The organism is Paracoccus subflavus (assembly GCF_004310345.1).
Classification (GTDB): Bacteria; Pseudomonadota; Alphaproteobacteria; order Rhodobacterales; family Rhodobacteraceae; genus Paracoccus; species Paracoccus subflavus.
Genome location: NZ_SISK01000001.1, coordinates 157,214 through 178,785, shown reverse-complemented (window position 1 = coordinate 178,785; position 21,572 = coordinate 157,214). Strand labels below are relative to the sequence as shown.

Annotated in this window: 15 protein-coding genes; 4 read left to right on the top strand and 11 right to left on the bottom strand. The window is 66.5% G+C overall.

Annotated elements, in window-relative coordinates:
- Nucleotides 1–36: 36 nt before the first annotated feature.
- The 7 genes from metH to xdhA form a co-directional block, all read right to left on the bottom strand.
- Entirely contained in the window at nucleotides 37–2,751 is a 2,715-nt protein-coding gene (gene metH / locus EYE42_RS00940) for a methionine synthase (protein WP_130989438.1), read from the bottom strand.
- The gene (locus EYE42_RS00935) at nucleotides 2,744–3,787 is read right to left on the bottom strand and encodes a homocysteine S-methyltransferase family protein (RefSeq protein WP_130989437.1); all 1,044 of its coding nucleotides are present in this window, start codon (nucleotides 3,785–3,787) and stop codon (nucleotides 2,744–2,746) included. The genes metH and EYE42_RS00935 overlap by 8 nt, the downstream gene beginning before the upstream one ends.
- A gap of 148 nt (nucleotides 3,788–3,935) precedes the next feature.
- Nucleotides 3,936–5,369: a mannose-1-phosphate guanylyltransferase/mannose-6-phosphate isomerase gene (locus EYE42_RS00930; protein WP_130989436.1), complete on the bottom strand. Its 1,434-nt coding sequence runs from the start codon at nucleotides 5,367–5,369 to the stop codon at nucleotides 3,936–3,938.
- Nucleotides 5,370–5,442: 73 nt separating this feature from the next.
- A complete protein-coding gene (gene guaD, locus EYE42_RS00925) occupies nucleotides 5,443–6,726 on the bottom strand; it encodes a guanine deaminase (protein WP_130989435.1) in 1,284 nt (427 codons plus the stop codon).
- Nucleotides 6,714–7,454 (bottom strand): xanthine dehydrogenase accessory protein XdhC, encoded by a 741-nt coding sequence (gene xdhC / locus EYE42_RS00920; RefSeq protein WP_130989434.1) that lies wholly within the window; start codon nucleotides 7,452–7,454, stop codon nucleotides 6,714–6,716. The genes guaD and xdhC overlap by 13 nt, the downstream gene beginning before the upstream one ends.
- Nucleotides 7,451–9,772: a xanthine dehydrogenase molybdopterin binding subunit gene (xdhB, locus tag EYE42_RS00915; protein ID WP_130989433.1), complete on the bottom strand. Its 2,322-nt coding sequence runs from the start codon at nucleotides 9,770–9,772 to the stop codon at nucleotides 7,451–7,453. Before xdhB ends, xdhC begins: the two co-directional genes overlap by 4 nt.
- Nucleotide 9,773: 1 nt before the next feature.
- The gene (xdhA, locus tag EYE42_RS00910; RefSeq protein WP_130989432.1) at nucleotides 9,774–11,225 is read right to left on the bottom strand and encodes a xanthine dehydrogenase small subunit; all 1,452 of its coding nucleotides are present in this window, start codon (nucleotides 11,223–11,225) and stop codon (nucleotides 9,774–9,776) included.
- Between the two features lie 113 nt (nucleotides 11,226–11,338).
- Here xdhA and EYE42_RS00905 point away from each other — a divergent pair, with 113 nt between their 5' ends.
- Nucleotides 11,339–12,232, top strand: a complete 894-nt coding sequence (locus tag EYE42_RS00905) for a LysR family transcriptional regulator (RefSeq protein WP_130989431.1) — start codon at nucleotides 11,339–11,341, stop codon at nucleotides 12,230–12,232.
- A 91-nt stretch (nucleotides 12,233–12,323) separates the two neighbouring features.
- Nucleotides 12,324–14,021, top strand: coding sequence for an adenine deaminase (ade, locus tag EYE42_RS00900; RefSeq protein WP_130989430.1), 1,698 nt, complete (start codon nucleotides 12,324–12,326; stop codon nucleotides 14,019–14,021).
- 214 nt (nucleotides 14,022–14,235) lie between these two features.
- Here the strand turns inward: ade and EYE42_RS00895 are convergent, their stop codons facing one another.
- The gene (locus EYE42_RS00895; RefSeq protein WP_130989429.1) at nucleotides 14,236–15,537 is read right to left on the bottom strand and encodes an NCS2 family permease; all 1,302 of its coding nucleotides are present in this window, start codon (nucleotides 15,535–15,537) and stop codon (nucleotides 14,236–14,238) included.
- Nucleotides 15,538–15,754: 217 nt separating this feature from the next.
- Between EYE42_RS00895 and puuE the strand changes: the two genes are divergently transcribed.
- Both puuE and EYE42_RS00885 read left to right on the top strand, forming a co-directional pair.
- Nucleotides 15,755–17,161: an allantoinase PuuE gene (gene puuE, locus EYE42_RS00890; RefSeq protein ID WP_130989428.1), complete on the top strand. Its 1,407-nt coding sequence runs from the start codon at nucleotides 15,755–15,757 to the stop codon at nucleotides 17,159–17,161.
- Nucleotides 17,158–18,063, top strand: coding sequence for a bifunctional allantoicase/(S)-ureidoglycine aminohydrolase (locus EYE42_RS00885; protein WP_130989427.1), 906 nt, complete (start codon nucleotides 17,158–17,160; stop codon nucleotides 18,061–18,063). Before puuE ends, EYE42_RS00885 begins: the two co-directional genes overlap by 4 nt.
- Nucleotides 18,064–18,111: 48 nt before the next feature.
- On the opposite strand, the gene EYE42_RS00880 is transcribed toward EYE42_RS00885, so the two are convergent.
- Genes EYE42_RS00880 through EYE42_RS00870 form a run of 3 tightly spaced genes read right to left on the bottom strand, consistent with a single transcriptional unit; the run spans nucleotide 18,112 to nucleotide 21,503 of the window.
- Nucleotides 18,112–19,584: a carboxypeptidase M32 gene (locus tag EYE42_RS00880; protein ID WP_130989426.1), complete on the bottom strand. Its 1,473-nt coding sequence runs from the start codon at nucleotides 19,582–19,584 to the stop codon at nucleotides 18,112–18,114.
- A complete protein-coding gene (gene ctaA, locus EYE42_RS00875) occupies nucleotides 19,581–20,741 on the bottom strand; it encodes a heme A synthase (protein WP_130989425.1) in 1,161 nt (386 codons plus the stop codon). The genes EYE42_RS00880 and ctaA overlap by 4 nt, the downstream gene beginning before the upstream one ends.
- A gap of 33 nt (nucleotides 20,742–20,774) precedes the next feature.
- Nucleotides 20,775–21,503: an RNA methyltransferase gene (locus EYE42_RS00870; protein ID WP_130989424.1), complete on the bottom strand. Its 729-nt coding sequence runs from the start codon at nucleotides 21,501–21,503 to the stop codon at nucleotides 20,775–20,777.
- Nucleotides 21,504–21,572: the final 69 nt, after the last annotated feature.

Sequence of the window (21,572 nt, the reverse complement as noted above, 5' to 3'; positions counted from 1 at the left end):
ACCCCCCTGCGGGATATTCAAACGAAAACCTACAGCCTACGCGGCTTCGTGCCTTTTCCGTGGGATATAGTTCAGGATCGGGGCCAGCCAGCGTTCGGCCTCGGCCAGATCCATGCCCTTGCGGGCGGCATAATCGCGGGCCTGGTCTTCCTCGATCTTCGCCACGCCGAAATAGTAGGCGTCGGGATGGCCGATATAAAGTCCTGACACGGACGATCCCGGCCACATCGCCATGCTTTCCGTCAGTCGCACGCCGGTGGCGGCTTCCGCGTCCAGCAACCGGAACAGGGTCAGCTTTTCGGTATGATCGGGCTGCGCGGGATAGCCGGGCGCGGGGCGGATGCCCTTGTAGGGTTCGCCGACCAGATCCTGCGGGTCGAACCCCTCGTCAGGCGCATAGCCCCAGAACTCCTTGCGGACGCGTTCGTGCAGCATCTCGGCCATGGCCTCGGCAATGCGGTCCGCCAGGGCCTTGACCATGATCGCGCCGTAATCGTCATTGGCGCGTTCGTATCGCGCGGCAATCTCGGATTCTTCCGGTCCTGCTGTGACGACAAAAGCGCCGACGTAATCGGGTCGGCCTTCCGGCGCCACGAAATCGGACAGCGCCACATTCGGGCGACCGCCGCGTTTCGTCACCTGCTGGCGCAGGGTGTGCAGGGTCGCCAAGGGCTGTTTCCGATCATCGTCCGCAAACAGGCGGATGTCGTCGCCGACCGCGTTGGCCGGCCAGAAGCCCACCACGGCGCGCGGGTTGAACCACTGGCCCTCGATGATCCGGGCCAGCATCTCCTGCGCCTCGGCGAACAGCGCCCGCGCCGCCTCACCCTGCTTTTCGTCGTCAAGGATGCGGGGATAGACACCCTTCAGCTCCCATGTCTGGAAGAACGGCGTCCAGTCGATATAGCGGGCGATTTCCCCAAGATCCCAGTCCTCAATGACGCGGGTGCCGATGAATTGCGGGGGCGTGGCGCAATAATCGGACCAGTCCACCTTCAGCGCATTGGCCCGCGCGGCAGCCAGCGGCAGGCGCTGCTTGGCGGCCTCGGCCCGTTCGTGGCGTTCGGCCACATCCAGGTATTCGGCACGGATCGCGTCCACGTAATCCGCCTGCTGCGACGGCGACAGCAGCGCCGACACCACCCCCACCGCCCGGCTGGCATCGGTGACATAGACCGCCGCGCCCTTGCTGTAACGCGGCGCGATCTTGACCGCCGTATGGATCTTGGACGTCGTGGCCCCACCGATCAGCAGCGGCACCCGGAAACCCTCGCGCTCCATTTCGCTGGCGACATGCACCATTTCGTCCAGCGACGGGGTAATCAGGCCCGACAGTCCGATCACATCGACGTTCTGTTCCCGCGCGACCTGCAGGATTTTCTGCGCGGGGACCATCACGCCCAGGTCGATGACCTCGTAATTGTTGCAGGCCAGAACCACGCCGACGATGTTCTTGCCGATGTCATGGACATCGCCCTTGACCGTCGCCATCAGGATCCTGCCCGCCGTTTCCCGGTCGGATCCGCCGGTCAGGCGCTTTTCCTCCTCCATGTAGGGCAACAGGACGGCCACGGCCTGCTTCATCACGCGGGCCGATTTCACCACCTGCGGCAGGAACATCTTGCCGGCGCCGAACAGGTCGCCCACCACGTTCATCCCCGCCATCAGCGGACCCTCGATGACATGCAGGGGGCGTTCGGCCGATTGCCGGGCCTCCTCGGTATCGGCCTCGATATATTCGGTGATGCCGTTGACCAGCGCATGTTCCAGGCGCTTTTCCACCGTCCATTCGCGCCAGGACAGATCCTTTTCGCGCTTTTGTGCGCCCCCGTCGCCCTTGAAGCGTTCGGCGATGTCCAGCAGCCGTTCGGTGGCGTCAGGACGGCGGTTCAGGACCACATCCTCGCAGGCTTCTCGCAGGTCGGGGTCGATCTGGTCATAGACCGCCAACTGGCCCGCGTTGACTATGCCCATGTCCATGCCCGCCTGGATGGCGTGATACAGGAATACCGCGTGCATGGCCTCGCGCACGGGTTCGTTGCCGCGAAAGCTGAAGGACAGGTTCGACACGCCTCCCGACACATGGGCATGAGGCAGGTTCGCCCGGACCCAGCGCGTGGCCTCGATGAAATCGACGCCGTAATTGTTGTGCTCCTCGATCCCCGTCGCCACGGCAAAGATGTTGGGATCGAAGATGATGTCCTCGGGCGGGAACCCCACCTCCTCGGTCAGGATGCGATAGGCGCGGGCGCAGATTTCGGTCTTGCGGGCAAAACTGTCGGCCTGGCCCTGTTCGTCGAAGGCCATGACCACCACCGCCGCGCCATAGGCCAGGCACAGCCCGGCCTGGTGGCGGAACTGCTCCTCGCCTTCCTTCATGCTGATGGAATTGACGACCGGCTTGCCTTGGACGCATTGCAGGCCCGCCTCGATCACCTCCCATTTCGAACTGTCAATCATCACCGGCACGCGGGCGATGTCGGGTTCGGCCGCCAGCAGGTTCAGGAATTCGACCATGGCGGCCTTGGAATCGATCAGACCCTCGTCCATGTTGATGTCGATGATCTGGGCGCCGTTTTCCACCTGGTCGCGCGCGACCTCCAGCGCCGCGGCATAGTCGCGGTTGGTGATCAGTTTGCGGAATCTGGCCGACCCGGTGACGTTCGTGCGTTCGCCGATGTTGACGAAGGGAATGTCGGGGGTCAGGACAAAGGGTTCCAGCCCCGACAGGCGCAGCAGGCGATCAGACATATTCGGGCACCTTTCGCGGGCTGTACTGGGCGACCGCCTCGGCGATGGCGCGAATATGGTCGGGCGTCGTGCCGCAGCAGCCGCCGACCACGTTCACCAGACCTTCACGCGCGAATTCCGCGACCTGAACGGCGGTGTCGTCCGGCCCTTCGTCGTATTGGCCGAATGCATTGGGCAGCCCGGCATTGGGATAGGCGCAGATCTTGGTATCGACGACACCCGCCAGTTCCGCCAGATGCGGGCGCATCGCGGCGGCGCCAAGCGCGCAGTTCAGCCCCACCGACCAGGGCCGGGCATGGCGCACCGAATGCCAGAAGGCCGTCGGCGTCTGCCCCGAGAGCGTGCGCCCCGACGCATCCGTGATCGTCCCCGAGATCATCAGCGGCAGCGCCTGTCCGTGCCCCTGCATCGCTTGGATGCAGGCAAAGATCGCGGCCTTGGCGTTCAGCGTGTCGAAGATCGTCTCGATCAGCAGGATGTCGGCCCCGCCCTCGATCAGACCCTGCGCCTGTTGCAGATAGGCGGCGCGCAGGTCGTCAAAGCTCACCGCGCGGTATCCGGGGTTGTTCACGTCCGGGCTGATCGACGCGGTGCGGTTCGTCGGCCCGATCGCGCCCGCCACGAAACGCGGCCGCCCGTCCTGAGCGGTGGCACGATCCAGGGCGCGGCGCACGATCCGCGCGCCCTCGACGTTCAGGTCATGGACGGCAGCCCCCATCCCGTAATCGGCCTGGGCAATGGTGGTTGCGGAAAAAGTGTTGGTTTCCACGATATCGGCGCCCGCCACGGCATAGCGGTAATGAATCTCCTCGACCGCCCGGGGCTGGGTCAGGATCAGCAGGTCGTTGTTGCCCTGCTGCGGATGGTCGGAATGGTGGCGGCAGGCATGGCCCGATCCGTGCCCCGTATAATCATCCTCGCCCAGCCCAAGCTGCTGGATCTGCGTGCCCATCGCTCCGTCCAGGATCAGAATCCGGTCGGCGGCCGCGCGGTCAAGCGCGGCAAATGCGGGGGATGGGGAAAGTCTGCCGGTCATCGTCTCGCCTTCGTCAGGAAGGCGCAGATATAGCGGCCTATGCCGGTATCGGCAAATTCATAATCCTACAGAAGATTATGAGGCATCGCGATAAACCCGTCTTGTGGCGGCATCAATGTCCAAGGGGGTGCCGGGGTCGGCCCCCGCCTCAGTCCGCGCTGCTGCGGGCATAGACATCCTCGTATCGGATGATGTCGTCCTCGCCCAGATAGCTGCCGGTCTGCACCTCGATCAGGACCATCGGCACCTTGCCGGGGTTTTCCATCCGATGCACGGCACCCAGCGGGACATAGATCGACTGGTTTTCGGTGACCAGCGTCACCTTGTCATCGACCGTGACCCTGGCGGTGCCGCTGACCACGATCCAGTGTTCGGACCGGTGGACATGGCTTTGCAGCGACAGCGCCGCGCCGGGCTTGACGACAATGCGCTTGACCTGGAACCGGTCCGCCAGGGCCAGCGTCTCGAACCAGCCCCAGGGGCGGTGATCGCGCGGAAAGGCGGTGGCCTGTTTGCGGCCCCTGGCCTTCAGCGCGCTGACGGCATGGCGCACGTCCTGCGCGCGGCTCTTGTCGGCCACCAGCACCGCATCGGCGGTGGCGACCACCATCACATCCGTCAGCCCGATGCCCACCACCTGCAGGTCGTCGCTGTCGGACCGCAGCAGCACGTCGTGGCAGTCGATGGCAGTCGAATTGTCGTCAGCGACCACGCCGCTGTCGGACGGGCGTTCCAACAGCGCCTCGCGCCAGACGGCATCCCAGCCGCCCAGGTCGGACCAGCGTTCGGAAAACCGCACGACGGTCAGGTTGTCTGCCTTTTCCATCACCGCATAGTCGATGGACTGGTCGGGCAGGCTGTTCCACGGCGCCTTGGCCAGCCGCAGAAAGCCGATGTCGTCCTTGGCCTCGTCCAGGGCCGCCAGAACAGGCGACAGGTATTCGGACGCATGGGCGCGAAACGCCTGGATCATGGCATCCGCGCGGAACAGGAAAATCCCCGCGTTCCACAGGAAGTTGCCCTGAGCCAGCATCTGCGCCGCCGTCGCCGCATCGGGTTTTTCGACAAAGCGCGCCAGCGGCTGGGGTCCGTCGCCCTGCCCCGCCAGTTCCAGATAGCCGTAGCCGGTTTCAGGGCGGTCGGGGGTGATGCCGAAGGTGACGATCCGGCCTTCGCGGGCCGGGCCGGCACCGTGGCGCACGGCGCGGGCAAAGGCCGCGTCGTCGGGAATGACATGATCGGATGGCGCGACCAGCAGCAGCCCTTCGGGGTCCTTGGCCGCGATCATCAGCGCCGCGACCAGAATCGCCGGCGCGGTGTTGCGGCCCGACGGCTCGATCACGATGGCGCCGGGTCGGATGCCCGCCTGTTCCAGTTGTTCGGCCACGATGAAGCGGAAATCGGCATTGGTCATCACCACCGGATCGGCAAAATCCGGTCCCGACAGCCTGCGGGCGGATGCCTGAAACAGCGTCTGATCCCCCACCAGGGGCGCGAACTGCTTGGGAAAGCTTTTGCGGGACACGGGCCACAGCCGCGTTCCCGATCCGCCGGCCATCAGAACGGGGGTGATCTTGGTCATGGAACTGTCCCTTGTGGTCCGCATCGGCACAGGGATAGCGCGACAGGCCGCGGCGGGGAAGGCCGCGCGTCGTTCAACCTGTAGGTTTCATCGGCCGGCCAGCCACATAGGTCTGGCGAATGCTGCGGTCGTCGCCCATGATTTGCAGAATGAACAGTTCCTGTTCCAGCGTCTCGGCCCTTGCCATGCGCAGGGCCATCGCCGGGGTGGCGCGGCTGTCTAGCACCACCAGGTCCGCCATGCTTCCGGGGTCCAGCGTGCCGATCTGGTCGGCCATTCCCAGGGCGAGGGCATTGCCGCGCGTGATCCAGTGAAAGGCCGACAAGGGCGTCAGCTTCTGGCCGCGCAATTGCAGGATCTTGTATCCCTCGTTCAGCGTCTGCAGCATGGAATAGCTGGTGCCGCCGCCGACATCGGTGGCGATGCCGCTGGTGATGCCTGCCGCCCGCAGTCCCGCCTCGTCGAACAGACCAGACCCCAGAAACAGGTTCGAGGTCGGGCAGAACACCGCCCGGCTGCCGGTTTCGGCCATGCGGGCGATTTCACGCGGGCGCAGGTGGATGGAATGGCCCAGCAGCAGCCTGTCGGACAGCAAGCCGTAGGTTTCGTAGATGTCCAGATAGTCGCGCGCCTGCGGATAGAGGCCGAGGGTGAACTCGATCTCGTCGAGGTTCTCGGACAGGTGGGTCTGGACATGGCAATCGGGATGCTCGCGCGCCAACTGCCCGGTCATCTCCATCTGGTCGGGCGTCGAGGTGATGGCGAAGCGCGGCGTGATCGCATATCGCTGGCGGCCCGTGCCGTGCCAGCGGTCGATCAGCGCCTTGCTGTCGTCGTATCCCTGCCGGGGCGTGTCCAGAACCTCGGGGGGGGCGTTGCGATCCATCATCACCTTGCCCGCGATCATCGCCATGTTGCGCGCATGGGCCGCGGAAAACAGCGCCTCGGCCGATTCCGGGTGGACCGAACAGAAGGCGACGGCGGTGGTGGTGCCGTGGTCGGTCAGCAGGTTCAGGAAGGCGTCGGCCATGGCAGGTGCATGACCCTGCTGGCCAAAGCGCGATTCCTCGGGGAAGGTATAGGTGTTGAGCCAGTCCAGAAGCTGCGCGCCCCAACTGGCGATCACCTGCACCTGCGGGAAATGAATATGCGTGTCGATGAACCCCGGCAGGATCAGGTGCGGGCGGTGATCGATCTCGGCCAGGTCGGGGCGGGCGAGCTTTGCGTAATCGTCCACGGCCTGGATGCGGCCGTCCCCGATCAGGACCGCGCCGTTTTCGAAATAGCGGTGGTTGTCCTGGGTATCGTGCGGGTCGGCGTAAAAGGACAGGACGCGGCCCCGGATCAACTGTTGCATGGGTATTTTTTCAACGAAGACGTGGCAGATAGCCGCCCGATCAGTTCGGCGGCGGTGAAGGCGGCGATGACCGCCGGACGCTTGTCGCAGGAAAATCCCGCGCCTATCGGGCAGATCAGCGGCGTCGGATCAAGTCCGCGTTCACGGGCAAGGCGGGTGAACTGCGCGCGCTTGGTGGCGCTGCCGATCATGCCGACATAGGACAGGTCGGTCCGCGACAGCGCCTCGGCCGCCAGCAGGAAATCCAGGGCATGATCGTGGGTCAGGATCACGGCGGCGCTGCCTGGGCGCGCGGCGCGGATCTCGGCCTCGGGCAAGGGGGTCAGGCGGGTATCGACGCCGGGTGCGGCAAGGGCCAGTTCCTCGGGTCGCTGGTCGATCAGCACCGCATTGACCGGCAGGGGCTGCAGGGCCCGCGCCAGCGCCCGCCCGACATGGCCGGCGCCAAAGACCAGCACATCGGGATGATCCTCGGGCGTGGGGCCATGGCGATCCAGGTGCAGGACCACCCTGCCCCCGCAGCACTGGCCGATTTCTGGGCCCAGCGGAACATCCATCCGGGCCTCGGCTTCGCCGGATGCCAGCATCTGCCGCGCCCGGTCGATGGCCATGTATTCCAACTGGCCGCCGCCGATGCTGCCGGTCACGCGGTTGGGGCCGACGAACATCTCGGCCCCCGCGTCGCGGGGCGTGGAACCCAGGGCCGACATGATCCGGACGCGGATCATCCCCGCCCCGATCCGTGACGCAGCCTCTCGATCGCCATCAGCACGCGCTCGGGCGTGGCCGGCGCGTCCAGCCGCGCGGGCTCGCGGTAATCGCCAAAGGAGGCGACGGCCATGTTGATCGCCTCGAACACGCTGATGCCCAGCATGAAGGGCGGCTCGCCCACGGCCTTGGACCGCTTGATGCTGCGTTCGCTGTTCTCGGACCAGTCGGCCAGGCGCACGTTGAACACGCGCGGCCGGTCCGACGCCAGAGGCACCTTGTAGGTGGAGGGCGCGTGCGTGCGCAGTCGGCCCTTGTCGTCCCACCACAGTTCCTCGATCGTCAGCCAGCCCGCCCCCTGGACAAAGGCGCCCTCGATCTGGCCCCTGTCGATGGCGGGGTTCAGGCTGCGCCCCACATCGTGCAGCACGTCCGAACGGTCGATGACATATTCGCCCGTCAGCGTGTCCACAGACACCTCGGACACGGCCGCGCCATAGGCATAGTAATAGAACGGCCGCCCCCGTCCGGTCGCCCGGTCCCAATGGATCTGGGGCGTCTTATAGAAACCCGCCGCTGACAGGTGGATGCGCGCCCTATAGGCCGCCGCGATCACGTCGCGGAACGGGATCAGATGGTCGCCCGCGCGGACATGGCCGGGAACGAAGTGCACATCCTCGCGCGGCTGCTGCCAGCGTTCGGCGACGAATTCGACCAGCCGCGCCTTGATCTGTTCCGCCGCGTCCAGCGCCGCCATGCCGTTCAGGTCCGTCCCCGACGAGGCGGCGGTGGCCGAGGTGTTGGGCACCTTTTCCGTGGTCGTCCGGGTGATCTTGATGTTGCCGATGTCGCACTGGAACGCCTCGGCCACGACCTGCGCGACCTTGGTGTTCAGCCCCTGCCCCATCTCGGTCCCGCCATGGTTCAGCGCGATGGACCCATCGTTATAGACATGGATCAGCGCGCCCGCCTGGTTGAACCAGGTCGCGGTGAAGCTGATGCCGAACTTGACCGGCGTCAGGGCGATGCCCTTGCGGATCACGCCCCCTTTCGCGTTCCAGTCCAGCACCGCCTGGCGGCGCGCGTGATAGTCGCTGGAGGCTTCCAGCTCCTCGAAGATGCGCGGCAGGATCTGGTCGGTGACCTCCTGATGATAGGGGGTCAGTTGGCCGTTGCGGTAAAGGTTCCGCTTGCGGATCTCCAGCGGGTCGCGGCCCAGGGCATAGGCGATCTCCTCGATCATGCGTTCGGCGACGATCACGCCCTGCGGGCCGCCGAAGCCGCGAAAGGCGGTGTTGCTGACGGTATTGGTCCGCATCGGATGGCTGCTGACGCGCACATCCGGATAGTAATAGGCATTGTCGCAGTGAAACAGCGCACGGTCCGTCACCGGGCCGGACAGATCTGCCGAAAAGCCGCAGCGGGCATACCAGTCGCCCCGGACGGCGCGGATCGTGCCGTCGTCGTCAAAGCCGACCTCGTAATCCACGACGAAATCGTGCCGCTTGCCGGTGGCGGTCATGTCGTCGTCGCGGTCGGGGCGGATCTTGACGGCCCGGTTCCAGCGTTTCGCGGCGATGGCCGCGACGCAGGCGAACAGGTTCATCTGCGTTTCCTTGCCGCCAAAACCGCCGCCCATGCGGCGCACGTTCACCACCACCGCGTTGCTCCGGCATCCCAGGACATGCGCCACCATGTGCTGGACCTCGGACGGGTGCTGGGTCGAGACATTGACCGTGACATCTTCGTCTTCGCCGGGGATGGCCATGGCGATCTGGCCTTCCAGATAGAAATGATCCTGCCCGCCGATGGCGAAACGGCCCTTGATGCGCCGGGGCGCGGCGGCCATGCCCGCATCCGCGTCGCCCCGGCGCAGGGTCAGGGGGTCGGTGACATAGCCCATGCCCGCGTCGCGCGCGGCGATGGGGTCCAGCGCGTGGGGCAGAATGTCATAGCTGATGCGCGCCTTGTGCGCCGCGCGCCGGGCCTGATCGCGGGTTTCCGCGATCACGGCAAAGACCGGCTGGCCCCAGAACAGGACCTTCTTCTCGGCAAAGATCGGGTCGTCGTTCTTGCCGTTGGGCGACACGTCGTTGACGCCGGGAATGTCCTGGGCCGTCAGCACGCCGATCACGCCCGGCGCGGCCAGCGTTTCGGTGAAATCCATCCCGGTGATCGTGCCATGCGCGCATTGCGACAGGCCCAGATAGGCATGCAGCAGCCCGTAAGGCTCGGCCAGGTCGTCGGTATAGTCGGCGCGGCCCGTGACGTGCTTGATGGCGCTGTCGTGGACGGTGTCCTGATGCGCCTGCCCGCCGAGGGTGGTGTCGTCTTTCATCTCACGCTCCTACGGCTTGGGTCAGGCGGACGGGCAGGCCGGGTTCGGACTGTTCCAGCCAGAATCGGCGGAACAGGTTGGCGGCCACCGCGCTGCGGTATTCGGCGCTGGCGCGCATGTCGGTCAGGGGCCGGAAGTCGTCGGCGACGGCGCGCGCCGCGGCCTCGAAGGTATCGCGGGCAAAGGGCTGGCCGGTCAGCGCGGCCTCGGCCCCCGTGGCGCGTTTCGGAACGCCCGCCGTGCCGCCAAAGCAGACGCGCGCCTCGGCGATGGTGCCGCTTTCGACCGTCAGGCAGAACCCGGCGGCGACGGCGGTGATGTCGCTGTCGCGGCGCTTGCTGACCTTGTAGGCGGCGACGCGGGCATCGGGGCGGGTGGGGATGATGACCTCCTCGACGAATTCGCCCGACGCGCGGTCCTGGCGGCCATATTCGATAAAGAACGCATCGAGCGGCACCTCGCGGCGCGCGGTCCCCCTGCGCAGCACGATCCGCGCGCCCAGGGCGATCAGCAAGGGCGGCGTGTCGCCGATGGGCGATCCGTTGGCGATATTGGCCCCGATGGTGCCCATGTTGCGCACCTGCCAGCCGCCGATGCGCAGCCAATAGTCATAGGCGGCAGGGATATGGTCGCGGATCAGCGGCGCGGCCTCGGAATAGGTCACGCCCGCGCCCAGACGGATTTCCCCGCCTTCGACCCGGCGCGATTTCATCAGATGCCCGATGAAGACCGCCGGAGAAATGTCGCGCATGAATTTCGTCACCCACAGGCCCACGTCGGTCGCCCCCGCGATGATGGTGGCCTTGGGTTCCGCCTCCAGCAGGGCGGCCAGATCGTCCACGTCGGCGGGGATGATGGCGCGTTCGCCGCCCCTGCACAGTTCGACCCGTTCACCCCGCATGGCGCGCAGCTTTGCGGCCACCAGTTCGCGTTCCACCGCCAGCGCATCGGCGGCCTGACCGCCCGCCCGGCCCGCCGCAAGCGCCGCCTTGACGATCGGCTCGTAACCCGTGCAGCGGCAGATGTTGCCCTGCAGGGCGATCTCGATGTCGGTGACGGATGCGTCGGGATTGGCCATCCACAGGGCGTACAGCGCCATCACGATGCCCGGCGTGCAGAACCCGCACTGGCTGCCGTGGTGTTCTACCATCGCCGCCTGGATGGGGTGCAGCCCGCCGCCCGGGCCGCGCAGGTGTTCCACCGTCACCACATGGCAGCCGTGGCAGGACGCCAGAAAGCGGATGCAGGCGTTCACCGGCTCATAGACCAGCCCGTCATCGGCCAGACGCCCCACCAGCACCGTGCAGGCGCCGCAATCGCCCTCGGCACAGCCTTCCTTGGTGCCGGTCAGGCGGCGGTCGATGCGCAGGAAATCCAGCAGCGTGTCGGATGCCCCGACCTCGGCCAGGGTGATCGGCTGACCGTTCAGCAGAAAGCGCAGCGCGGGTGTCATGGCATTCCTTTGTGGCTGTGACCCGATGAGAATCCTAGGCGGAAAAAAACGGTTGCGAAATCGGCGCCGACCCGGAAGACTTTACACGAATCCTTGAAAACGGCCTATCACCCATGTCCTATCTTGAAAGCCTGCGCGTCTTTGTCAGGGTGGTGGAACTGGGGTCGATCACCGCCGGGGGCCGCGATCTGCGGCTTTCGCCGGCAGTTGCCTCGAATCGCATCAAGGATCTGGAAAACCGCTTTGGCGTCAGGCTGCTGAACCGGACCACCCGCAAGCTGACCCCCACCGAGATCGGCCGCGCCTTTTACGACAACGCCCGCCGCGTGATCGAGACCCTGGACGAGGCCGAGGCACTGGTGTCCAGCTTTTCCGGACGCCCGCAGGGGGTGATCCGGCTGACGGCGCCGCTGGGCCTGGGGCGGCGGCTGATCGCGCCGCTGATCCCGCCATTCTGTGCGGAAAATCCCGGCGTGGATTTCCGGCTGCGGCTGTCGGACCGCAACGTCAATATCGTCGAGGACGCCATCGACCTGGCCTTCTTTCTGGGCGAGCCTGCCGATTCCGCCCTGAAATGGCGCAAGATCGCGGATTGCCCACGGGTGCTGGTCGCGTCGCCCGGCTATCTGGCGCGTCATGGCACACCCGATGTCCCCGAGGATCTGGTGGACCATAACTGCCTGCTGCTGCGCTATCCTCGCAGCCCCGAATATTACTGGGTGCTGCAGTCGGATGACGGGCCGCAAAAGATGATGGTCGGCGGGCGGTTCGATACGGATGACGGCGATGTGCTGACCACCTGGGCGCTTGGCGGCGAAGGGATCGCCAATCGGCCCCTGTACGAGGTTGCGGACGACATCAGGACCGGACGCCTGATCGAGGTTCTGCCCCGGAACCGCCCCCTGCCCGCGCAATTCGGATGCCTGACCCCGCACCGGCGGCTGCAGGATCCCAAGGTGCGGATGTTCGCCGATTTTGCCGTGCGGGAACTGAAAAAGGTGTTCTGACCCCGCAAGCCCCGGACAGCGCCCGTCGCACGAGGCCACTGGACGATGCCGCGCCTGTCGGGTCTTGTCGGACAAAACCGCAGGGGATGTCATGGACGATCTGGAACGGCGTATCGCTCAGGCCCGCGGGGACGAACCCGCGGATCTGGTTTTGCGGGGGGGACAGGTTTTCGACCTGATCACCGGGGCCATGATCGCGGGCGATGTCGCCATCTGCGGGGACCGTATCGTCGGGGTGGGCGAGCCCTGCCAGGGCACGCGGGTCATCGACGTTTCCGGCCTGACGCTGGTGCCGGGCTTTATCGACACGCATCTGCATGTCGAAAGCAGCCTGGTCACGCCGCTGGAGTTCGACCGCTGCGTCACCCCGCGCGGCATCACCACGGCGATCTGCGACCCGCATGAAATCGCCAATGTCATCGGCCTCGACGGCATCCGCTGGTTTCAGCAGGCCAGCGAACGGACGCTGATGGATTTGCGGGTGCAACTGTCGTCCTGCGTGCCCTCGACCGACATGGAAACCTCGGGCGCGCGGATCGAGGCGGGGGATCTGCGCGCCGTCATGGGCCACCCGTCGGCTATCGGGCTGGCCGAATTCATGAACTATCCCGCCGTGATTCACCGCGACCCCCAGGCCATGGCCAAGCTGCGGCTGTTCCAGGGCAGCCATATCGACGGCCATTGCCCGCAACTGTCGGGCCGCGACCTGTCCGCCTATGTCGCCGCCGGCATCCGCACCGAACACGAGGCGACGACCGCCGCCGAGGCCCTGGAAAAGCTGCGCAAGGGGATGCGCGTGCTGATCCGCGAAGGGTCGGTCAGCAAGGATCTGGCCGCCCTGCAGCCGGTGCTGACCGACATCACCGCACCCTATATGTGCCTGTGCACCGATGACCGGAACCCGCTGGACATCGCGGAACACGGGCATCTGGACCACATGATCCGCGAGCTGATCCGGCGCGGCACCCCGCTGCTGGCCGTGTATCGCGCGGCCTCGCTGTCGGCGGCCGAGGCCTTCGGGATGAAGGATCGCGGTCTGATCGCTCCGGGGCTGCGGGCCGATATCGTCGCAGTGGACAGTCTGGCGGGCTGCCATGCCCGGCTGGTTCTGTGCGGGGGGCGTGTGGCGGATGACGCGGCATTCGCAGGGCGGGACGCCCTGCCCCCGATCGGCCGACAGTCGGTCAAGGCGCCCCCGCTGAAGCCGCAGGATTTCCGTAGCGGCGGAAACCGGGCGGAAACGCCCGTGATCGGCATCGTCGAGGGCCGGATCATCACCGAACACCTGACCTGCGACATCCCGCCCCGCGATGGCGACAAGCGTCCCGATCCGGCCCGCGACCTTGCACGGATCGCCGTGATCGAACGGCACGGGAAAAACGGCAACATCGCGACAGGCTTTGTAAAAGGGTTCGGCCTCCGGCGCGGGGCCATCGCCTCGACCGTCTGCCACGATCATCACAACATCGCCGTGGTGGGGATGGACTATGACGCCATGGCCCTGGCCGCGAACCGGCTGACCCGGATCGAGGGGGGCTTTGTCGTCGCGGCCGAGGGGCGTGTCGTGGCCGAACTGGCCTTGCCCGTCGCCGGCCTGATGAGCCTGGAGCCCTTCGAGGCCGTGCGCGACGCGCTGATGGTTCTGCGCCACGCCGCGCGCGATCTGGGGGTCGTGCTGGACGAGCCGTTCCTGCAACTGGCCTTTCTGGCCCTGCCCGTCATCCCGGCCCTGAAGATCACCGACCGCGGCATGGTGGACGTCGCGCGGTTCGAAATCATCGGCGACTGACCGCAAGGGCTTGCCGGATGGCCCCTCAGCGCGAAGCATCGCCTGCCCGAGGGGGGTGTTCACAGCCGACGCCTGAAAAATCCCATCGCCCCATCCGGTGATCCGCGCAGGGACAAGCTGCTCAATCGTGGTCGAAAGCCGATCAGGATTTCCGGAAGCGAACAGCATAGGGGCATGGCGATCCCGCATGAAACGCCATGCACGACCTGATCCGTCAATGCCCGCCGAAGAACGCGAACTTGATGACGAACAGCGCCGCCACGATCCAGGTCGCGGCATGGACCTGTGACGCCTTGCCGGTCAGCAGCTTGATCGCCGCATAACTGATGAACCCGAATGCCAGGCCGTTGGCGATGGAATAGGTGAAGGGCATCACCAGGGCGGTCAGCACGGCGGGGGCAGCCTCGGTCACGTCGTCCCAGGCGATCTCGGACAGTTCGCGCACCATCAGGGTCGCCACATACAGCAGCGCGGGCGCGGTGGCATAGGCGGGCACCGACCCGGCCAGGGGGGCAAAGAACATCGCCAGCAGGAACAGAACGGCCACCACCAGCGCGGTCAGGCCGGTGCGCCCGCCCGCCTGCACGCCCGATGCGCTTTCGACATAGGCGGTTGTCGATGAGGTTCCCAGCATCGACCCCACGGTGATCGCGGTCGAATCCGCCATCAGCGCGCGCGACAGACCGGGATTGGTGTGGGCCGGTCCTTCGTTCAGCAGGCCCGCGCGTTTCGCGACCCCGATCAGGGTGCCGGTGGCGTCGAACACCTCGACCAGGACCATCACCAGGATAACCTGGGCGATGCCGAACCCCAGCGCGCCCCAGACGTCCAGTTGCAGCAGCGTGGGCGCGATGGAGGGCGGCATCGACACCACGCCGCCGAACTGGCTGACGCCCAGCCCGATGGCGGCGACGGTGATGACCAGGATGCCGATCAGGATCGCGCCCGTGACCCGCAGCGCATCCAGCGCCACGATGATGAAAAAGCCCGCGATGGTCAGCAGCGTGCCGGGCGCGGTCAGGTCGCCCAGCGTCACCAGCGTGGCCGGGCTGTCCACCACGATGCCCGACGATTGCAGCGCGATGATGCCCAGGAACATCCCGATCCCGGCCGCGACGCCGCTGCGCATCGACACCGGAATGCCCGCCACCAGCCAGCGGCGGATGCCCGTGGCCGACAGGAACAGAAAGATCAGCCCGCTGATAAAGACCGCGCCCAGCGCCTGTTGCCAGGTAAAGCCCATGGCGCCCACGACGGTAAAGGCGAAGAACGCGTTCAGCCCCATGCCGGGCGCCATGCCGATGGGCCAGTTGGCCCACAGCCCCATCACCGCCGATCCGATGGCGGCGGCCAGGCAGGTCGCGACGAACACGGCGTTGCGGTCCATGCCGGTGGTGGACAGGATGTCGGGGTTGACGAAGATGATATAGGCCATCGTCAGGAAGGTGGTGATCCCGGCGATCACCTCGGTCCTGACGGTCGTGCCATGCCGGGCCAGCTTGAAGTAGCGTTCCATGGGTTCCCTCCCGCGGCTCCTCTGGCCGCACTCCGCGCAGCTTATGGGGACCGCGATCGCCTCAACAATCGGTGCCAGCCCGCAAGTCTTTCAATGGCCGCTTGAAACCGCAGGCGATCTTTTCCGATTCCTTGATACAGAATTCTGCCTCTGCCCGCTTGCCGCGCAGGTCCGCACGCGCTTTCCTGTGCCCGCACTGCCACGGAAAGGATGCCCGATGCGCTACAGCCGCGACCTGCGAGGATATGGAGAGCACACCCCCGACCCGCAATGGCCCGGCGGCGCAAGGATCGCGGTCCAGTTCGTCGTCAACTATGAGGAAGGCGGCGAGAACAGCATCGAACACGGCGACGCGGCCAGCGAGGCGTTCCTGTCCGAGATCATCGGCGCCCAGCCCTGGCCGGGCAAGCGGCACTGGAACATGGAATCGATCTATGACTATGGCGCGCGGCCGGGCTTCTGGCGCCTGCACCGGATGCTGAGGGGCATTCCCGTGACCGTCTATGGCGTGGCGACCGCCCTGGAACGCAGCCCTGAACAGGTGGCGGCGATGAAGGCCGCGGGGTGGGAGATCGCGACCCATGGCCTGAAATGGATCGACTATCGCGACATTCCGCGAGAAATCGAGGCCGACCACATCGCCCAGGCCGTCGAGTTGCACAGCCGCGTCACCGGGGAACGCCCGCGCGGATTTTATCAGGGCCGCTGTTCGATGAACACGGTGGCGCTTGGCTGCGAGGAAGGCGGGTTCGAGTATCTGTCCGACACGATCGCGGACGAGTTGCCTTATTGGCATGTCCACGACGGCAAGCCGCAACTGATGGTGCCCTATACGATGGATGCCAACGACATGCGCTTTTCCAGCGGACAGGGCTTTGGCACGGGCACGGATTTCCTGGACTACCTGCGCGACAGCTTCGACGTTTTGTATGCCGAGGGCGCGGCGGGCGCGCCCAAGATGATGTCCATCGGCCTGCATTGCCGTCTGGCCGGACGGCCGGGCCGGGCCATGGCGATCCAGCGGTTCCTGGATCACTGCCGCCAGCATGAGGGCGTCTGGTTCGCCTCGCGCCTGGATATCGCGCGCCATTGGGCCAGGGTCCATCCCTATCGGTCCCGCTTGCGACCCTCGCAGATGAACCGCGACGACTTTGTGCACAGGTTCGGCGGCATCTATGAACATTCCCCCTTCATCGCCGAGCGCGTCTGGGACGGGGAAATGGGCGCGGTTCATGACAGCCCTGCGGGCCTTGCCGCGCGCATGGCGCAGGTGTTCCGCGCTGCCAGCGACGAAGAACGGCTGGGCGTGCTGGTGGCCCATCCCGACCTGGCGGGCAAGCTGGCGCAGGCGAAACGGCTGACGGCGGAGAGCACCGCCGAACAGGCCAGCGCGGGTCTGGACAGCCTGACCGACGACGAACGCGCGACCTTCACCCGGCTCAACGATGCCTATGTCGCCAAGCACGGCTTTCCCTTCATCATCGCCGTGCGCGACCACGACAAGCCGGGCATCATGGCCGCCATGCAGGCCCGCGCCCAGAACGACACTCTGACCGAGCGCGCCGAGGCCGAACGCCAGGTGATGCGCATCGCGGAACTTCGCCTGAACGAGGCCCTGACATGACCGACCTGTCCCCCGACCAACCGCCCGCCGGCGCCCCCACCGGCGACATCGCCCCCGTTCCGCAGCCGGAAACCCGGCGCATCCCCTATGCCAGTCCCGTCGCGGGCCTGCCGCCGCAGACCGGCATGACCACCGACACGGCGGTCTTTACCCAAGCCTATGCGGTCATTCCGCGAACGGTGATGCGCGACATCGTGACCAGCTATCTGCCGGGCTGGACGGGAATGCGGATGTGGATGATCGCCCGGCCCCTGTCGGGCTTTGCCGAGACCTTCAGCCAGTACATCGTCGAACTGGCCGAAGGAGGCGGCGCGGACAACCCCGACGACGACCCGGAAATCCAGCACGCCCTGTTCGTCACCGGGGGCGAAATGTCCGTCACCATCGACGGCACCGAACACCTGCTGCGGCCCGGCGGGTTCGCCTATGTCCCCCCCGGCACCCCCTGGTCGGTGCGCAATACCACGCCGGGCAATACCGGTTTTCATTGGTGGCGCAAGCGGTGGCAGCCCTGCAACGGGGTGGACCGGCCCGATCCGATCATCGCTCAGGAACAGGACATCGCGCCCTCGATGATGCCCGACACCGACGGCGCCTGGGGCACCACCCGCTTCATGGACCCGGCCGATCTGCGCCACGACATGCACATCACGGTCGTAACCTTCAAACCCGGCGGCTCGATCCCCTTTGCCGAAACGCATGTGATGGAGCACGGCCTGTTCGTGCTGGAGGGCAAGGCCGTCTATCGCCTGAACCGGGATTGGGTCGAGGTGGGGCCGGGCGATTACATGTGGCTGCGCGCCTTTTGTCCGCAAGCGTGTTACGCGGGCGGGCCGGGGCCGTTCCGATACCTGCTCTACAAGGATGTGAACCGCCACGCGCCCTTGTGGCCGAACCGGTAGGCGCCGAACCGGTAGGCAATGGCCGGGCAACGCGCCCGGCCATTGCCCTTACAGATCGTAGATCCGGCCGAACTTGTCCTCCAGATAGGCCAGCAGCGGCTCGGGCGACACGTCGCCGCCGCTCGCCTCCTCGATCAGGGCGCGGGGGCGCTTGAGGCCGCCGTGGCGCTGCACGTTCTCGCGCAGCCATTCGACGGCGGGCGCGGCGTCGCCCGCAGTCAGGGCGCTATCCAGGTCCGGCACGGCGTCGCGCATGGCCCGGTCCAGGCAGCCCGCGAAGACGTTGCCCAGGGCATAGGTCGGGAAATAGCCGAACAGCCCCACCGCCCAATGCACGTCCTGCAAGACGCCGTTGGCCGGGCGGTCCACCGCCACGCCGAAGTCGCGTTGGAAACGGGCATTCCACGCCTCGACCAGATCGTCCGTGTCCAGGCGTCCGGCAACCAGATCCCGTTCCAGATCGAAGCGCATCATGATGTGCAGGTTGTACTGGATCTCGTCCGCCTCGGTGCGGATGAATCCGGGGGTGACGCGGTTCACGGTGGCATAGAAGGCATCGGGATCGGCGATGTTCAGCCCGTCAAAGGCATCCGACATGCGGTGAAACAGCCAGTCCGTGAACGCCCGGCCCCGGCCCATCTGGTTTTCATAGATGCGGCTCTGGCTTTCGTGGACGCCCATCGACACGCCCCGGCCCAGCGGCGTGAAGGCGTAATCCGGGTCGATGCCCAGTTCGTAACTGGAATGGCCGACCTCGTGGATGGTGGAATAGATGCAGTTGAACGGATCGGTTTCCACCACCCGCGTGGTGATGCGGCTGTCCTGCCAACGGCCGCTGCTGAAGGGATGGACGGCGATGTCCAGACGCCCCCGCGTCCAGTCGTAACCGAAGGCCGTGGCACAGGTGCGCGCCAGCCGGATCTGGGTTTCCTGCGGGAAATGGCCGGTCAGCGGCTGCGGCTGACGATCCGCGTCCAGCACCTGTTCGCGCAGGGCCACCAGGCGCGGCCGCATGGCGTCGAACAGCGCGGCGATCTCGGTTCCCGTCATGCCCTGTTCGTAATCGTCCAGCAGGGCGTCATACAGATCGCCGCCGTCCGCGATGGCCGCCCCTTCCTCGCGCTTCAGCATCAGCACCTGGTCCAGCGTCGGCAGGAAATCGTCGGGCGCGTCATTGGCCCGCGCCTCGGCCCAGATGCCCTGGGACAGCGACGTGACGCGCGCCAGTTCCTGCGCCAGCCGGGCCGGAACGCGGCTGGCCCGGCCGAAATCGCGGGCGATCAGTTCGACGGACCGGGCCTCGGCCTCGGACCGGGGTTCGGCGACCTCCAGCCATTCGCCGATGCGCGGATCGGTGCGGCGTTCGTGCAGCACGGATTCGATCGCGGCCATTTCTTCAGAGCGTTGTTCGACGGCGCCGCGCGGCATGACGGTTTCCTGGTCCCAACCCAGGCGCTCCGCAACGGATGACAGCGCCTCGGTCTGGCGCTGAAAGGCAAGCAGGTCGTTGATGGCCGTCATCGGATGGTCCCCCTGACCGAAGTTTCATGCGGATAGCGTGCATGATGCCGCCCCCGGATGATCAGCGCGAACAGCGCGACCGCGCCGATCTGGTGGGCCAATGCCAACGGCAAGGGCGAGGCGTGGATGACGTTCATGATACCCAACGCCACCTGGACCGCCACCGCCACCAGCATGACCGTGAACGCCCCCCGCGTCACCGGATGGGGCGACCGGCGCGCTCGGATCCAGACCACCACGGCAAAGATCGCAAGAAGATAGCCCACCATGCGGTGCACGAACTGCACGAGCGCGGGGTTTTCGAACAGGTTGCGCCAGCCCAGGGCCGCGTCCCAGATCAGCGACGGGATCCATTCGCCGCCCATGGTCGGCCAGCCGGTATAGGTGCGCCCCGCGTCGATGCCCGCCACAAGGGCGCCGATCAGGATCTGGACAAAGGCCAGGTGCATCAGACCGGTGGACATGGAAAACAGCTTGGCTTCACCCGCGCGACGGGCGCGCAGCAGATCGGCCTCGCTGCGCCCCAGCAGCAGGACATACCAGGCGATCAGGCCCAGGATCACGAAAGCCAGCCCCAGATGCGTCGCCAGCCGATAGGACGCAACGCGGGTCATCCCCTCGACCAGGCCGGAACTGACCATCCACCAGCCGATGGCGCCTTGCAGCCCGCCCAGAGCGCCGAGGCCCAGCAGGCGCGGCGTCCAGCCGGTCGGAATGCGCCGGGTCGCCATGAAAAAGACAAAGCCCGCCGCCCAGACCAGACCGATCAGACGGCCCAGCAATCGATGCGCCCATTCCCACAGATAGATCTGCTTGAACCCCGCCATGTCTATGTCAGGGTTCACCTCGGCATATTGCGGGATCTGCTTGTAGGCGTCGAATTCCGCTTGCCAATCCGCCTCTGACAGCGGCGGGATCGTGCCCGTGACCGGCGCCCATTCGGTGATGGACAGGCCCGATCCGGTCAGGCGCGTGGCCCCGCCCAGCGCGATCATCGACACGACCATGGCGAACAGGATCATCAGCCAGATGCGGATCGCCCGTCGCGCGCCGCGCGAGGCACCATTGCGGGCGGCGTCGATCATGCCGGTTCTGGTGACGGGGCGGCTGGGGGCGGTGGGGTCCGAGACTTCCTCGAAAACGGGGCGCTTGGCCATCGCATGCTCCTTCAGGCGGACAGTAGGTGGGGGTCAGCGGCGGGTCAACTGGCGCAGCATCCCGTGCAGGATGCGCACGTCGCCACGGGTCAGGTCCAGCCGCGCCCACATGTTGCGCAGGTTCAGCCGCATGGACGCGGCCTTGGTTTCGGGAAAGAAGAAGCCTGCCTGGGTCAGCCGCTCTTCGAAATGATCGCCCAGTTTTTCGATTTCCACGCGGTCGGCGGGCTGGATCGCCTCGGGGCGGCCGTGGTGCGGGGACGGTTCGGCGGGCAGCAGGTCGCGCCCGTATTCGTAGCCCATCAGCAGCACCGCCTGCGCCAGGTTCAGGGACGGAAAGCCGGGGTTGACCGGCACCGTCACGATGGCATTGGCACGGGCCACGTCGTCGTTTTCCAGCCCCGTGCGTTCGGGGCCGAAGATGATCGCGCAGCGTCCCGGATGGGCGCGGGCCATCTCCATCGCGGTGGCGGGGGTGTGGACGGGCTTGGACAGTTCGCGGCCCCGTGCGGTGGTGGCGAAGGCAAAGTCGATGCCCTCCATCGCCTCGGCCAGCGTGGCAAAGACACGCGCGCGGTCCAGCACCTGCCCCGCCGCGCCCGATGCCATCGCGATGGCGCGGGAATTGGGCCAGCCGTCGCGCGGTTCGACCAGACGCATCTCGGTCAGGCCGAAATTCAGCATGGCGCGGGCGCTTGCGCCGATATTTTCGCCCATCTGCGGGCGGACCAGGATGATGACGGGCTGGCGGTGGCTTTCCATGGGGGGCCAGATAGTGCGTCTGGCGGCGGGCGGCAAGCTGCGCTATCTGCGGCATAAAGGAGTTCCGCC